The following is a 15,170-nucleotide window of genomic DNA, read 5'->3' as shown; positions in this document are numbered from 1 at the left end:
ACGATGCGACGCCTGCCGCGCTGCGAGTACACGCTGGGCTTCAAGCTGGAGGCGGTGCAACGCTCCGAGCAGTGCGGCATCTATGCGGCGGCGCGCGAACTGGGCCTGGCCGAGCAGACGCTGCGCAACTGGGTCAAGGCCCAGCGTGAGCGCGGGCTCTCCGAAGCCAGGGCGGTGACGCCGCAGCAGATGGAAGCCTCCCGACTGCGTGCGGCCGAAGCACGGAACCGCCTTCGTGCTCAGTGGCGGCAAGCGCCAATGCAACCCTCCACCGCCGCCACAATGCCCGCATGAACGACACCACCGCCGCATCGCGCAATCCCTGGGCCTGGATTCCCACGCTCTACTTCGGGCAAGGCATTCCCTACGTCGTCGTGATGACCCTCTCGGTCATCATGTACAAGAACCTCGAGGTATCGAACACCGACATCGCGCTGTACACCAGCTGGCTCTACCTGCCCTGGGTGATCAAGCCGCTGTGGTCGCCGCTGATCGAACTGTTCGGCACCAAGCGGATCTGGATCACGGCACTGCAGTTCCTCGTCGGCGTGGCGCTGGCCATGGTGGCACTCACCATTCCCGGCCCCGACTACTTCCGCATGACGCTGGCGGTGTTCTGGCTGATGGCCTTTGCCTCGGCATCGCACGACATTGCGGCCGACGGCTTCTACATGCTGGCCTTGAAGACGCATGAGCAAGCGGCCTTTGTCGGCGTGCGCTCGACCTTCTATCGCCTGGCCAATATCGGCGGCCAGGGCGGCCTCGTCTACCTGGCCGGCGAGCTGCAGGAACGCACCGGCAGCATGAAGACGGCCTGGAGCATCGTCTTCTTCGTCCTCTGCGCCATGTTCGTGGCGTTGGCGATCTATCACCAGTTCATGCTGCCCAAGCCGGCTCTTGACCAGAAGACGGCACGCGGCGACGACACGATGGCCGAGTTCTGGCGCGTGTTCGCCCGCTTCTTCAGCAAGCCCGGCATCTGGGTGATCCTCGGCTTCCTGCTGCTGTACCGCTTCCCCGAGGCGCAGCTCCTGAAGCTGGCCACGCCCTTCCTGCTCGACAAGCCCGAGCTGGGCGGCCTGGGCCTCTCGACCAAGCAGGTGGGCATCGCCTACGGCACCGTCGGCCTGATCGCCCTGACGCTGGGCGGCCTGCTGGGCGGCTGGGTGATCTCGCGTGTGGGCCTGAAGCGGGCGCTGTGGCCGCTGATCCTGATCATGCATGTGCCGAACGCGGTGTTCCTGCTGCTGGCCTTCGCGCAGCCGCACAACCTGTGGCTGGTGAGCACGGCACTGGCGGTCGAGCAGTTCGGCTACGGCCTCGGCTTCACCGCCTACCTGATGTACATGATCATGGTGGCCGACGGCCCCCACAAGACCGCGCATTACGCCATCTGCACCGGCTTCATGGCCCTCGGCATGATGCTGCCCGGCATGTGGAGCGGCTGGCTGCAAGCGCAGATCGGCTACCTCTGGTTCTTTGCCTGGGTGCTCATCGCGACCCTGCCTTCGTTTGCGATGGCCGCGCTGATCAAGGTGCCGGAAGCCTTTGGCAAGAAGGTGGCGGAGTCATGAGCGCCGCGCCGGGCCGCCCCAAGCAAGCTCGCTCCCGCTTGGCGGGACAGGCCGCAGGCCGAAGGGTGCACAAATGACTGGCAGGATCAACAGCCTCGATGCCTTCCGCGGTTTCACCATCGCGGCGATGCTGCTGGTCAACAACCCCGGCGACTGGGGCCATCTCTATGGCCCGCTGGCCCACGCCAAATGGCATGGCTGGACCTTCACCGACTGGATCTTTCCCTTCTTCGTCTTCATCAGCGGCATCTCGATGACGATCAGCCTGGGTCGCCGCGCAGCACTGGGCGACTCGAAGACAGCACTTCTGGTGCAGACGCTGCGCCGCGGCGCCACCATCATCACCATCGGCCTGCTGCTGAACCTGATCCCCGCGTTCAACTTCGCCGAACTGCGCATTCCCGGCGTGCTACAGCGCCTGGGCCTGTGCACCATGCTCGCCGCGCCCTTCGTGCTCTGGCTGAACTGGCGTCAGCAGCTCGGCGCCTTGCTGACCCTGCTGGTGGTCTACAGCTTCTTGCTGCTGGCGGTGCCGGTGCCGGACGTGAACGGCAACATCCTGATCGGCTCGCTCAACCCGGGTGAAGACACCGGTGCCTGGCTGGATCGACTGCTGATGGATGGCCACCTCTGGAGGCAGGCAAAGACCTGGGACCCGGAAGGCCTGCTCTCCACCGTGCCCGCCGTGGCCAGCCAGCTCGCTGGCGTGCTGGCCGGGCATTGGCTCGCATCCAGGCGCGAGCCGGCGGCCAAGGCCATGGGCTTCATGGTGGGCGGACTCGCCTGCCTGTGGATCGGCCAGGTGCTGGACGCCTGGCTGATGCCGATCAACAAGAGCCTGTGGACTCCGCCCTATGTGTTCGCAATGGCGGGCTGGGCCTGCCTGGTGTTCGGCACCTGCTACTGGCTGCTCGATGCGCAGCCTTCGGCCGCGATGCGCGAGCGTGTTGCCCGCTGGGCCAGGCCGTTGCTGGTGTTCGGCATGAATGCGCTGTTCCTGTTTGCCATCTCCGGCCTGATTGCCAAGCTGATGGGCTACTTCAAGCCGGGTGGCCTGTCGCTGAAGGCCTGGGCCTACCAGCCGATCCAGTCGCTGGGCCTTGCGCCGGTCAATGCCTCGCTGCTGTATGCGCTTTGCTTCGTGGCCGTGCTGTACGGCATCGCCCACTTCATGTGGTCCAAGAAATGGTTTGTGAAAGTCTGATGCCATGCTGACTCGCCGTTCCCTCGTCCTCTCCAGCGCCGCTGCGCTGGCCGCCTGCGCCGACCTGCCGACCACGGGCGGTGTCGCCCTGCGCGAGGCGCCGGACCTGACCTTGCAGCCGCCCGCAGCGCCGCGCGAGTTCCGCGCCGCCTGGGTGGCGACGGTGGCCAATATCGACTGGCCCAGCAAGAAGGGCCTGACGATGGAGCAGCAGCAGGCCGAGGCCCGCGCCATGCTCGACAAGGCCGTGGCCCTGAAGTTCAACGCCATCGTCTTCCAGATCCGCACGGCGGCCGATGCGCTTTACGACTCCAAGCTGGAGCCCTGGAGCGAATACCTCACCGGCACGCAAGGCGTGTCGCCGGGCTACGACCCGCTGGCCTTCTGGGTGGCCGAGGCCCATGCCCGCGGCCTGGAGCTGCATGCCTGGTTCAACCCCTTCCGCGCGCGCCAGAACTCCGCCAAGTCGGCCGCTTCGGCCACGCACCTGAGCCAGACGCATCCGCACTGGGTCAAGGCCTATGGCGACCAGCTCTGGATCGACCCGGGCGAGATCGAGGCCGGCGAGCACACGCTGGCGGTCTTCAAGGATGTCTTGAAGCGCTACGACGTCGACGGCCTGCACATCGACGACTACTTCTATCCCTACCCGATCGCCTTGCCCGGCCGCGCTGCCGACAGCAAGGAAGAGCTGGACTTCCCCGACGAGCCGAGCTGGCAGCGCTATGTGCAGGCCGGCGGCAAGCTGGCCCGCAACGACTGGCGCCGCCAGAACGTGGACCGCCTGATCGAGCGCATCTACGGCATGATCCGCTCGACCAAGCCCTGGGTGCGCTTCGGCGTCAGCCCCTTCGGCATTCCGAAGCCGGCGATCCGCAACGAGAACATCGCCGGCTTCAGCCAGTACGACAAGCTCTATGCCCATGTCGAGCTGTGGCTGAACGAAGGCTGGATGGACTACCTCGTGCCTCAGCTCTACTGGAGCCGTGTGCAGAAGGGCCAGGCCTTCGAGCCCTTGATGGACGTGTGGCTGGCTAACAACCCGATGAAGCGCCACGTCTGGCCGGGCCTGTTCACCAGCCGCATCCAGAACGACAAGCCCGAGAGCTGGGGGCCGGACGAAATCATCGGCCAGATCGACATCGTGCGCCGCCGCGCACCGGGCTCGGGCCATGTGCACTTCAGCATGGTGGCGATCACGCAGAACCGCAAGGGCCTGTTCGATGCCTTGCAGTCGGGCGGCTACCGCGATGCCGTCGTCGTGCCGGCCACGCCGTGGCTGGAGTCAGGTGCGCCGAGCATGCCGACCCTGGGCATCGAGCGGCAAGGTGCGCAATTGCTCTTGAAGCCAGCGCCCGGCGCCGGCAGCAAGCCGGTCAGCCGCTATGCGATCTGGCTGCGCGTGGGCGGCCAGTGGCGCTTCGAGGTCACGACCGGCATGCTGAGCGTGCCGGCCGCAGGCGTCGACGCCGTGGTGGTGTCGGCGCTGGACCGGGTCAGCAACGAGAGCGAGCGGCGCGGCTACAAGCTCTGAGCGGTTTGTCGATCCGCATGCACCTCGAAGTGCAGCAGGTCGAACCAGCTGTCGTTCAGCTGGAAGCAGCGCCTTGAATGTCCGAACTGCTGGAAGCCGCTGGACTGCAGCACGCGCCTGGAGGCCGGGTTCTCGGGCCGGCAGGTCGCTTCGACCCGCCACAGGCCGTGGCGGCCGAAGGCTTCGGGCAGCACGCACAGCACCGCGGCCTTGGCGATGCCGCGGCCGTTGTGGGCCTCGCCGATGCGGTAGCCCAGGGAGGCCGATTGGTAGCCCAGGCGCTGGATCTGGCTCAGGTTGATGCGGCCGACCAGCAGGCCGTTCTCGCGCACCAGGTATTGATAGGCGCGGTCCTGCTCGGCATCGAGCTGGGCTGCGCGGATGGCCCTGCTCACGCCATCTGGCGTGTAGAAGCTTTCGGGCCGCGGGTTGACCCAGCGCTCGAAGAAGCGGCGGTTCGTGAACTCGAATGCCTGCAGTTCGTCGTGGTCAGATGGCGCGATGGGCGCGATGGTGATGGCGGCGTTAGGCATGCGCCATGCTAGCGCGGCGCGACCACCGCCTCGGCGCGCAGGCCCGCTGCCTGCGCCGCCAATGTACCCAGCTGCTCGTACAGCGGCAGGGTGTTTGTCGGCCCGCCCTGGTGCACGCGATTGGCCAGCAGGATGGTGAAGCTGCGGCTGCCCGGGTCCAGCCAGAAGGCGCAGCCGGTGAAGCCGGTGTGGCCGAAGCTGGTTTTCGGGTACAGCTTGCCGCGCGGCCGTGAGAAAGGCGTGTCGATGTCGAAGCCCAGGCCGCGCTTTTCTTTCAGCTCGGGTGGCGATTGCGGCCGACTCAGCAGCGCCACGCTCTCTTCGCTCAGGAAGCGGCGGCCGTCCGGCAGCAGGCCGCCGGCCAGCAGCATGCGGGCATAACGAGCCAGGTCGCTGCTGGTGGTGAACAGGCCGGCATGGCCTGCCATGCCGCACATGCGCCGTGCCGTGGGGTCGTGCACCACGCCGCGCAGGATCTCGCCGTCGGCCAGCTTCTCGGTTGGCGCGATCCGGCTGACTGCCAAGCCGTTCCGCAGAGGCTGGTAGCCGCTGTCGGCCATGCCCAGGGGTGCAAACAGCAGTTGTCGCGCTTGCTGATCCAGCGGTGCTTCGCCCACGCGCTCGATGACCATGCCCAGCAGGATGAAGCCGATGTCCGAATAGACGAACTGCGCGCCCGGTGCCGCGCGCAGCTTCTGGCTGCAGGCCTGGCTCAGCGCGCCGTTCGACCCACTCCAGATCTCGCCATTCGCAAGCTTGGCGCCCATGCCGGGCGGCAAGCCGGCGGTGTGGGTCAGCAGATGGCGCAAGCTGATGCCGCGCCAGCTCTCATTGCCGCAGCCGGGCAGGTAGCGCTGCAGCGGCGCGTCGATTTCGAGCTTGCCTTGCTCGCGCAGCAGCTGCACCAGCGGTGCGGTGACGACCACCTTGGTCAGCGAGGCCGCATCGTAGATCGTCGCTTCGTCGGCCACCTCGGGCGCCGGGTACAGCGCGCGCTGGCCGTAGGCACGGTGATGGCTCTGGCCTTCGCGCTCGATCCACCAGACGCCGCCGGGCATCTGCTGCTTGTCGATCATGGCCTGGATGGCCGCATCGCCTTGGCGCAAGGGCTCGGCATCGAGCGGCCGCTGCGGCGTGACCGCGCAGGCGGCGAGGGCCAGGGAGATCAACGAAACAGCGAGCTTGCGGGCCAAGGCATTCCAACAGCAAGAATGGAGCTTCGATTGTGGTCGATGAGCTGGCGCCACTGCACTGCTGTGCTCTGCCAAATGGCGATGTGGCCATGCGGCCAGGTTATGTTGCGGGCCCGCATTGACATTGGCGCCCGCCTGGTCGCGCCCCTAAGCTGAGCCGGCTTTGCCGACCAGCCGTCCATGAACACTTCCATGCCCGCCACGAACCAGTCCAGCGCCCACGCGTTGGGCCTGGGCCTGGACGCCGGCGGCACACAAACGCGCTGGGCCCTGGCCGATGCAGACGGCAGCCTGCGCGCCGAAGGCCATGTCAGCGGTTTCAGCGGGCTCTTGCTGAACGACCCGGCCGGTCGCATCGCGCTGGCCCAGATCAGCCATCAGCTGGCCGCGGCCGTGCTGTCCCATGGCCGGCCATCGCGAGCAATTGCCGGCGTGACCGGCCTGTCCGAGCGGCCGCAGGCGCGCCAGATGGAGGACCTGCTTTCGCAGGCACTGGGTCTGCCGCCCTCAGCCATCCGCTGTGGCGGCGACATGGACATCGCCTACCGTGCCGCCTTCAAGCCGGGCGAAGGCTATCTGCTCTACGCCGGCACGGGTTCCATTGCCGCCTTCGTCGACGAACAGGGCCAGTTGCAGCGCGCCGGTGGCCGCGGCGGCTTGCTGGGCGACGAGGGCAGCGGCTACTGGATTGCCCGCGAAGCGCTGGCCGCCGTCTGGCGTGGCGAAGATGAAAACCCCGGCGGCTGGCAGGACTCGGCCCTGGCCCGCGCCCTGTTCGACGCCATCGGCGGCCATGAATGGTCCACCAGCCGCGCCTTCGTCTACGGTGCCGACCGCGGCGCCATCGGTCGCCTGGCCCTGGCCGTGGCCGAGGCCGCTCGTCAGGGCGATGCGCAGGCGCTGGCCTTGCTCGAGCGTGCCGGCCGCGAACTGGCACGGCCACTGCTGGCCCTGCTCAAACGATATGGTCGCCGTCCGGTCGCGGCAGCCGGCCGCGCCCTGCAATTGCATCCGATGATCGCCCAGGGCCTGCGCCAGGCGCTGCCCGAGGGCCTAGAGTTGCGTATCGTCCATCTGGAACCCCATAAAAGTGCCGCCATTCACGCGGCCCAAGGCTCATCACAATGAAGACTCGTTGGTCCAAGTACTCGCTGGCCGCTTCGGTGGCCCTGCTCCTCTCCGCCTGCGCCACCGGCCCGGTGATCGACACCAGCTATGTCTCGCAGAACCAGGACAGCCGTGCGCTCTTCCTGGTGCTGCACTACACGGTGATCGATTTCGAGAAGTCGCTGCGGGTGCTGACCACCGGCGGCCAGGTGTCCAGCCATTACCTGGTGCGCGATGAGCCGCCCACGATCTACCGCCTGGTCGACGAGAACCGCCGCAGCTGGCATGCCGGCGCCAGTTCCTGGACCGGCCACACCAACCTGAACGCCTCGTCCATCGGCATCGAGATCGTCAACGCCGGCTACGTAGACGGGCCGAACGGCCGTGTCTATGCCCCTTATCCGCAGAAGCAGATCGACCAGGTGATCGCACTCTGCAAGGACATCATTGCGCGCCACAAGATCCGCCCCGAGCGTGTGATCGGCCATGCCGACATCGCCCCCGGCCGCAAGCAGGACCCGGGCCCGATGTTCCCCTGGAAGCAGTTGGCCGACGCGGGCGTCATCCCCTGGCCCGATGAGGCCAAGCTGGACGCCAAACGCGCCGAATACGCGGCCAAGGAACTGCCGCCGGCCGAATGGTTCCAGGAGCGGCTGGCCAAGGTCGGTTACGCGCTGCCAAAGAGCGGCGAGATCGACACGGCCACCAAGGAAACGCTGGCCACGTTCCAGATGAAGTACCGCCCGAGCGACTTTGCCGGCAAGCCGGATTCGGAAACGGCTGCGCTGCTGGACGTGGTCACTTCGCCGGGCGGCATGGTGCTCAAGGGCGAAGCTGATCAGCCGCCGCGCCCTTACACCTCCCGCTGGTGATGCTGAAATTTCTTGCCCGGAAATTGCTGGGCCTCGTGCCCACCTTGTTGGGCATCACCCTGCTCGCCTTCGGCCTGATACGGCTGATCCCGGGTGACCCCATCGAGGTGATGATGGGCGAGCGCCGGCTCGACCCCGAGGCGCATGCGGCCCTGGTTCATCGGCTCGGTCTGGACCAGCCCTTGCATCTGCAGTACCTCGACTACCTGGCCAAGCTGGCCCAGGGCGACCTCGGCGAATCGATGGTCAGCCGCGAGCCGGTGGCCAAGGAATTCGCGGCGCTGTTTCCGGCCACGCTGGAGCTGGCCGGCGTCGCGCTGCTGCTGGCCATCATGCTGGGCCTGACGCTGGGCCTGCTGGCGGCGCTCAAGCGCGGCTCCCTGCTCGACCAGGGCGTGATGGGCGCGGCCACGCTCGGTCACTCGATGCCGGTGTTCTGGTGGGGCCTGATCCTGATCATGTATTTCTCGGTGGGCCTTGGGTGGACCCCGGTGTCGGGACGCCTGAGCGTGATCTATGAGGTCGAGCCGCACACCGGTTTCATGCTGATAGACAGCCTTTTCTGGGGCGAGCCCGGCGCGTTCGGCTCGGCCTGCCTGCACCTGCTCTTGCCGGGGCTGGTGCTGGGCACCAGCAGCATGGCCGTGGTGGCGCGCATGACGCGCAGCTCGATGCTGGAAGTGCTGCGCGAAGACTATGTGCGCACGGCGCGGGCCAAGGGCCTGTCGCCCAAGCGTGTGCTGGTCGTGCATGCCTTGCGCAATGCCCTGATCCCGGTGCTGACCGTGATCGGCATGCAGACCGGCAGCCTGCTGGCCGGCGCGGTGCTGACCGAAACCATCTTCTCCTGGCCGGGCATCGGCAAGTGGCTGATCGAGGCGATTGCGCGGCGTGACTATCCGGTCGTGCAGGCCGGCATCCTGATCTCGGCCACCACCTTCATCGCGATCAACCTCGTGGTCGATCTGCTCTACGGTGTGGTCAATCCGCGCATCCGGAGCGAGCGATGAGTGTTGAGAACAAGTTCCCTTCACCGGCCCGCGAGTTCTGGACCGGCTTTGCAGCGAACCGCGGCGCGCTGGCCGCTCTGGTCTTCTTCGCACTGGTTGCAACAGCCGCCTTGCTCGCGCCCTGGATCGCGCCGCATGACCCGGTGGAGCAATACCGCAGCCAGATGCTGGCGCCACCGGTCTGGGACGGCGGCAGCTGGCGCTTCGTCTTCGGCACCGACGAGCTGGGCCGCGACCTGCTCTCCCGGCTGCTGCATGGCGGGCGCGTGTCGCTGGGTATCGGCTTGGCGTCGGTGCTCCTGTCGATGATCCCGGGCGTGGTGCTGGGCTTGCTGGCGGCTTTCCATCAACGCTGGCTGTCGCCGCTGGTGATGCGCGTCATGGACATCATGCTGGCGCTGCCCGGCCTCTTGCTGGCGATCTGCGTGATCACGGTGCTGGGGCCAGGTCTTGTCAACACCGTGATCGCCATCGCCATCGGCGCGCTGCCGGGGTACACGCGACTGGCGCGAGCTGCGGCCCTGGCCGAAATCGAGCGCGAGTACGTGACTGCGAGCCGCGTGGCTGGCGCCGGCACCTTGCGCCTGATGTTCGTGGCCGTGCTGCCCAACTGCCTGGCACCGCTGATCGTCAATGCCACCTTGAGCTTCTCGGCGGCCATTCTCGAGACGGCGGGCCTGGGCTTTCTCGGCCTGGGCGTGCAGGCGCCGATGGCGGAATGGGGCGGCATGCTGTCTTCGGCACGCGACTACATCCAGCGCGCACCCTGGGTCGTGACCTTGCCTGGGCTCACGATCCTGGCCACGGTGCTGTCGGTGAATCTGATGGGCGACGGGCTGCGCGATGCGCTGGATCCGAAATTGAAGAAGGTCTCGTGATGTTGTCGATCCGCAATCTGCGCGTGCAGTTCGGGAACTTCCCGGCGGTGGATGGCGTCGATATCGACCTTGCCGCCGGCGAGCTGCTGGGCATCGTCGGCGAATCGGGCTCGGGCAAGTCGGTCACGATGCTCGCCTTGATGGGCTTGATCGAAGCGCCCGGCGTGGTGACGGCCGACAAGCTGGAGTTCCAGGGCCGTGACCTCTTGAAGCTGAATGCCGGCGAACGCCGCAAGCTGGTCGGCGCCGAGCTCTCCATGGTGTTCCAGGACGCACTGACCAGCCTGAACCCGAGCTACACGGTCGGCTACCAGATCGGCGAGAGCCTGAAGGCGCATCGCGGCCTGCGCGGCGCAGCGCTGGAGCGGCGGGTGCTGGAGCTGCTGGAGCTGGTCGAGATCCCGGACCCGAAGCGCCGCATCAAGGCCTATCCGCATGAACTCTCGGGCGGCATGAACCAGCGCGTGATGATCGCGATGGCCATCGCCTGCGAGCCCAAGCTCCTGATTGCGGACGAGCCCACGACGGCGCTGGACGTGACCATCCAGGCGCAGATCATGGACCTGCTCCTGCGCCTGCAGCGCGAGCAGGGCATGGGGCTGATCATGATCACGCACGACCTGGCTGTGGTTGCTGAAATGGCAAGGACCGAGCCCCCACGCGACACACAGCGTGTGCCGCTGCCTCTGGAGCGGCCCCTCGCCGGCGCGCGCGTCGCTGTGATGTACGCCGGTCAGGTGGTCGAGACCGGTCCTGTGCCCGGCCTGTTCGATTCCCCACACCATCCCTATACACAGGCCTTGCTCGCGGCCATTCCCGAGCACAGCCGCGGCGCGGCACGGCTGGCGGCCTTGCCCGGCATCGTGCCCGGCGCGCAAGACAGGCCGTCGGGCTGCCTGCTCTCGCCGCGCTGCCCGCGCGTGCAGCCGCGCTGCAATGCCGAGCGGCCGGCACTGGCGCAGGGCGTGCGCTGCTTCTTCCCAGGTGAGATGCATGGCTGACCAAGAGCAGATCCTGCTGCGCGCGCAAGACCTGGCCCGCCACTACAAGGTGAGCCAGGGCCTCTTCAAGCCCAAGGCCACCGTCAAGGCGCTGGACGGTGTTTCCTTCACCTTGAAGCGCGGCCGCACGCTGGCTGTGGTTGGCGAATCTGGCTGCGGCAAGTCGACGCTGGCGCGCCAGCTCACGCTGATCGAGTCGCCCAGCGCCGGCTCGCTGGAGATCGCTGGCGTCGATGCGGCCCTGGCTTCGAGGGATGTGGTGAAGACCCTGCGCCGCGAGGTGCAGATGGTGTTCCAGAACCCCTTTGCCTCGCTCAACCCGCGCCGCAGCATCCTGGCCACGCTGGACGAGCCGCTCTTGATCAACACCACGATGAGCAAGGCCGAAAGGCACGAGCGCATCGAGGCACTGGCGGCCAAGGTGGGCTTGCGCAGCGAGCATCTGCGGCGCTATCCGCACATGTTCTCGGGCGGTCAGCGCCAGCGCATCGCGATTGCGCGGGCCATGATCCTCAACCCTGGCATCGTGGTGGCGGACGAGCCGGTGTCCGCACTCGACCTGTCGATCCAGGCGCAGATCCTCAACCTCTTCATGGACCTGCAGGCCGAGTTCCAGACCGGCTATGTTTTCATCTCGCACAACCTGTCGGTGGTCGAGCATGTGGCCGACGAGCTGATGGTGATGTACCTCGGCCGCGCCGTCGAGGTCGGCGACAAGGCGACGATCTATGCCCGGCCCCTGCATCCGTACACGCAGGCACTGATGAGCGCCACGCCCGCGCTGCGGGCAGCAGACCGCCGCCAGCGCATCGTCATCAGGGGCGAGCTGCCCAGCCCTCTGAACCCGCCCGGCGGCTGTGCTTTCCACAAGCGCTGCCCGCTGGCGCAAGCTCGCTGTGCGGTTGAGGTGCCGCTGCTGCGCGCTGTTGAAGGCAGGCAGCTGGCCTGTCATCTCGTCTAGTTTTCTTTGAATGAAGCCGCCCATCGCGCGGCCGGGTTCCTAGGGTTGACCCGAGGTTTTCGGGCATTCTTTACCTTGGCTATAACCGCGATACATACAACGGCGACACAAAGTAACTGTTGCAGAGGCGGCAGCAGGACGATGCTCAGCAACTAGACCAATTGGCCTAGTTGGCCACACCGGAGGCAAGTCCATGATCCCGTCGTTCAAGCCCACACCCCTGGCTCAGGCCGTCTCGCTGGCCCTGCTGCTGGCCGGCAGCAGCCTGGTTGCCGCCCAGGGCGCGCCCGCTCAAACCGAAGCCGAGGCCAAGAAGGCCGCGGATGCCAAGAAGCAGCTGGAGACCGTGCAGGTGACCGGCATTCGCGCATCGACCGAGCAGTCGCTGCTGATGAAGCGCGACGCCTCGGCCAATATCGATGTGATCACGGCGCTGGACGTGGGCAAGATGCCCGACAAGAACCTGGCCGATTCGCTGCAACGCGTCGTCGGCGTCTATGTGCGCACCGACTACGACGAGGCCGAGAAGGTCTCGATGCGCGGTACCAATCCGGACATGGCCCTGATCCTGTTCAATGGCCACACGGTCAGCGGCGGTGACTGGTATCTCGCCGACCAGAGCTCCAGCTCGCGCAGCACGTCGCTGAGCCTGATGCCTTCGTCGGTGCTGAATGCGGCCACGGTCTACAAGACCTCGCAGGCCAACATCGTCGACGGCGGCCTGGCCGGCACGATCAACGTGACCACCCGCAAGCCGCTCGACCAGAAGAAGAGCTTTGGCGGTGTGGTCAGCGTCGGCGGCGTCTACGCCGACCTGCCGAAGAAGACCAGCCCGCAGCTGAACGCCAGCTTCAACTGGAAGAACGAAGCCAACAACTTCGGCGTCATTGCCCAGGCCTTCGCCGAGAAGCGCTATGTGCGCCGCGATTCCGTCTCGCGCGCTGGCTACGGTGCCAATTCCGGTTGGGACGTGATCAATACCAGCATCATGAAGGGCATCACGGATGCATCGCTGGCGGGCACCGGCTACAAGGCGTCCGACCTGGAGGGCGTGCGCCTGCCGGGCAGCATGGCCGTGGAATTCGTCGAAGGTGTGCGCGACCGCAAGGGCGGCATGTTCGCCGTGCAGGCACGGCCGACCAATCAGTTCGAAACCGGGCTGACGGGGTTCTACTCCAAGATGAACTCCAACAACTTTGGCCGCGCTGCGTACAGCAACATCCAGAGCATGCTGCGCGGCCTCAATGGCGTGCAGGGCGCCACGACGCCGGTCACGAGTTCGGGCGGCAAGCAGGTCTTCGCCGAAATCAAGAATCCGGTGATCGTCACGGAGACGACGCTTTATGGTCACGAACTGAAGGTGCTCAAGAGCGCCGACATCTTGTTCCCGACCGGCACGACACCACAGCTGGTCGGTGAGAACGAGGGCTTCTACCGCAGCGGTGCCGCGGCGAGCAGCGGCTTCCTCGACTGGGACTTCAAGTACGACTTCGGCCGTGGCCTCGTGGTCAAGGGCCTCTTGAGCACCACGCGCGGCGTCGGCACGACCGACCAGGACCGTGGCTATGGCTTCGCCCGCTACGGCACGGGCATGTCGTACAAGCTCAACGGCCTGGAAGAGGCACCTGACTTCCAGTTCTACGGCACCGGCGCCAACGTGCCTGTCCTGAACGCCGACGGCAGCGGCTACAAGCTGGTGGCCGCCAACGGCGCGAACAAGCACCACACCGTGGATCGCGAGAAGAGCTTCGCCCTGGACGCCGAGTACACGCAGGACAGCGGCTTCTTCACGACCCTGAACCTGGGCATGCGCCATGCCGACCATCACCGCGACTACCGCCGCACGATCAAGGCGGTTCACACGGCAGCGGTGCCGCAATTCGACCCGGCCCTGGCCGTGTCCTACCCGAGCGACTTCGGCAAGTACCTGGACGGCGGCAACTGGGACCGCAGCGGCTTCTACTTCCCGAGCAATGTGCTGGTCGACTACTTCAACGCACGCAACAAGGAAACGACGCCCGAGTGGGAACGCTTCGTCAGCTCCGAGATCTCGGTGCGTGAGCGCCAGACCTCGTTCTACGCGATGCAGAACCTGGAAGGCGCTGGCAACAAGTGGTCCGGCAATATCGGCCTGCGCTTCGTGCGCACCGAAGTGGATGCGCAAATCCCGACACCCATCCCCTCGGGCATCTGCGCCCGTACCGAGCCGGGCAAGACGCCGGTGCCTTGTGCCGCGTTCCCCGACGCCATCACGACGGCCGGCAATGCACTGTCCTACTACGACGGCGCGGTCTGGAACCCGACCGGCCAGACCTGGTACAAGAAGGCCACCAACCGCGTGTTCGACAACGTGCTGCCCAGCATGAATCTGCGCGTGGAGCTGGCTGACAAGCTGATCGGCCGCCTGGGCCTGAGCCAGACCATCGGCCGCCAGAATTACAACGTCTATGGCGCCGGCCTGTCCGGTCAGACCTGCGGCGCTGCCGGTTGCACGGTGAACGGCCCGAACCCGGACATGAAGCCGCTGACCGCCCGCAATGCCGACCTTTCGGTGGCCTGGTACTTCGCTCGCCGCTCGATGGTCTCGATCAGTGCCTACACCTCGCTGATCGAAGGCTATGCCAAGACCGGCCTGGTCAAGCAGGACTCGACCATCGACCTGTACGACACCGCAGCCAATATCATGCGCACGTACTTCATCCAGTCGTCGCAGCAGCAGAAGGCTGTCATCCGCGGCGTCGAGCTGGCCTACGAGCAGCCGATCGGTGCGGGCTTCGGATTCCAGTCCAACGTCAGCATTGCACGAACCAAGGTCGAGGATGGCCGCCCGATGACGGGTGCTTCGAAGTTCTCCGGCAACCTGGGCGTGTACTTCGAAAACGACGACTTCAGCGCGCGTCTGGTCTACAACTATCGCGACAAGTACGTGGCCAGCTCGACGGCACCGGCACCGACGACGAACAGCCAAGGCCTGTCGGTGATCAACGGCGTCGCCATGCCCACGGCACCGACCATGGCGGCCCCGGTCTCCAATGTTGCAATGTCGATGAACTACAACCTGACCAAGGAACTGCAGCTGTCGTTCAACGCAACCAATCTGACCAACCCGGCCCGTGCGACCTATCGCTACAGCGAAGCCGAACAGCAGAAGCTGGACGTGAGCGGTCGTCAGTACTACCTGGAAGCACGCTACAAGTTCTAAGGCTTGTTGGCCCCTCGCCCGGATGCACCTCGCTGAACGCGGGTGCAGCCGGCCGGCCAATCGGCAAGCATGCCGATTGGCGCTTGCCAGCCGCGATCCAG

The 15,170-nt window shown here is 66.3% G+C and carries 13 protein-coding genes; 11 read left to right on the top strand and 2 right to left on the bottom strand.

From position 1 onward, the window contains the following. The first annotated feature begins 3 nt into the window (after positions 1 to 3). From V3596_RS10205 to V3596_RS10190, 4 genes are all read left to right on the top strand, one after another. Complete coding sequence (locus tag V3596_RS10205) at positions 4 to 294, top strand: transposase (RefSeq protein WP_334277613.1); 291 nt, start codon at positions 4 to 6, stop codon at positions 292 to 294. After that, positions 291 to 1,574: an MFS transporter gene (locus V3596_RS10200; RefSeq protein ID WP_334277612.1), complete on the top strand. Its 1,284-nt coding sequence runs from the start codon at positions 291 to 293 to the stop codon at positions 1,572 to 1,574. Before V3596_RS10205 ends, V3596_RS10200 begins: the two co-directional genes overlap by 4 nt. A gap of 73 nt (positions 1,575 to 1,647) precedes the next feature. Next, complete coding sequence (locus V3596_RS10195; protein ID WP_334277611.1) at positions 1,648 to 2,778, top strand: acyltransferase family protein; 1,131 nt, start codon at positions 1,648 to 1,650, stop codon at positions 2,776 to 2,778. 4 nt (positions 2,779 to 2,782) lie between these two features. Next, positions 2,783 to 4,312, top strand: coding sequence for a glycoside hydrolase family 10-like protein (locus V3596_RS10190; protein WP_334277610.1), 1,530 nt, complete (start codon positions 2,783 to 2,785; stop codon positions 4,310 to 4,312). Here V3596_RS10190 and V3596_RS10185 read toward each other — a convergent pair. Then, positions 4,300 to 4,845 carry a GNAT family N-acetyltransferase gene (locus tag V3596_RS10185; protein ID WP_334277609.1) on the bottom strand — a complete coding sequence of 182 codons (546 nt, stop codon included), beginning with the start codon at positions 4,843 to 4,845 and terminating at the stop codon, positions 4,300 to 4,302. The genes V3596_RS10190 and V3596_RS10185 overlap by 13 nt on opposite strands. Positions 4,846 to 4,853: 8 nt before the next feature. After that, the gene (locus V3596_RS10180; RefSeq protein WP_334277608.1) at positions 4,854 to 6,038 is read right to left on the bottom strand and encodes a serine hydrolase domain-containing protein; all 1,185 of its coding nucleotides are present in this window, start codon (positions 6,036 to 6,038) and stop codon (positions 4,854 to 4,856) included. 180 nt (positions 6,039 to 6,218) lie between these two features. Between V3596_RS10180 and V3596_RS10175 the strand changes: the two genes are divergently transcribed. The 7 genes from V3596_RS10175 to V3596_RS10145 all read left to right on the top strand — a co-directional run bounded on the left by V3596_RS10175 (position 6,219) and on the right by V3596_RS10145 (position 15,069). Next, a complete protein-coding gene (locus tag V3596_RS10175) occupies positions 6,219 to 7,166 on the top strand; it encodes an N-acetylglucosamine kinase (RefSeq protein WP_334277607.1) in 948 nt (315 codons plus the stop codon). Continuing rightward, positions 7,163 to 8,017, top strand: a complete 855-nt coding sequence (locus V3596_RS10170) for an N-acetylmuramoyl-L-alanine amidase (protein ID WP_334277606.1) — start codon at positions 7,163 to 7,165, stop codon at positions 8,015 to 8,017. Before V3596_RS10175 ends, V3596_RS10170 begins: the two co-directional genes overlap by 4 nt. Continuing rightward, a complete protein-coding gene (locus V3596_RS10165; RefSeq protein WP_334277605.1) occupies positions 8,017 to 9,027 on the top strand; it encodes an ABC transporter permease subunit in 1,011 nt (336 codons plus the stop codon). Before V3596_RS10170 ends, V3596_RS10165 begins: the two co-directional genes overlap by 1 nt. Continuing rightward, positions 9,024 to 9,905, top strand: a complete 882-nt coding sequence (locus tag V3596_RS10160; RefSeq protein ID WP_334277604.1) for an ABC transporter permease subunit — start codon at positions 9,024 to 9,026, stop codon at positions 9,903 to 9,905. Before V3596_RS10165 ends, V3596_RS10160 begins: the two co-directional genes overlap by 4 nt. Further along, entirely contained in the window at positions 9,905 to 10,906 is a 1,002-nt protein-coding gene (locus V3596_RS10155; protein ID WP_334277603.1) for an ABC transporter ATP-binding protein, read from the top strand. The genes V3596_RS10160 and V3596_RS10155 overlap by 1 nt, the downstream gene beginning before the upstream one ends. Continuing rightward, on the top strand, positions 10,899 to 11,867 hold the full coding sequence (locus V3596_RS10150; protein ID WP_334277602.1) for a peptide ABC transporter ATP-binding protein: 969 nt from the start codon (positions 10,899 to 10,901) through the stop codon (positions 11,865 to 11,867). The genes V3596_RS10155 and V3596_RS10150 overlap by 8 nt, the downstream gene beginning before the upstream one ends. Before the next feature lie 193 nt (positions 11,868 to 12,060). After that, complete coding sequence (locus tag V3596_RS10145) at positions 12,061 to 15,069, top strand: TonB-dependent receptor (RefSeq protein WP_334277601.1); 3,009 nt, start codon at positions 12,061 to 12,063, stop codon at positions 15,067 to 15,069. Positions 15,070 to 15,170: the final 101 nt, after the last annotated feature.

It is taken from the genome of Roseateles microcysteis (assembly GCF_036880965.1).
GTDB lineage: Bacteria > Pseudomonadota > Gammaproteobacteria > Burkholderiales > Burkholderiaceae_C > JAUASW01.
The sequence above is the reverse complement of the archived record's forward strand: the minus strand, read 5'-3'. Positions and strand labels throughout refer to the sequence as shown.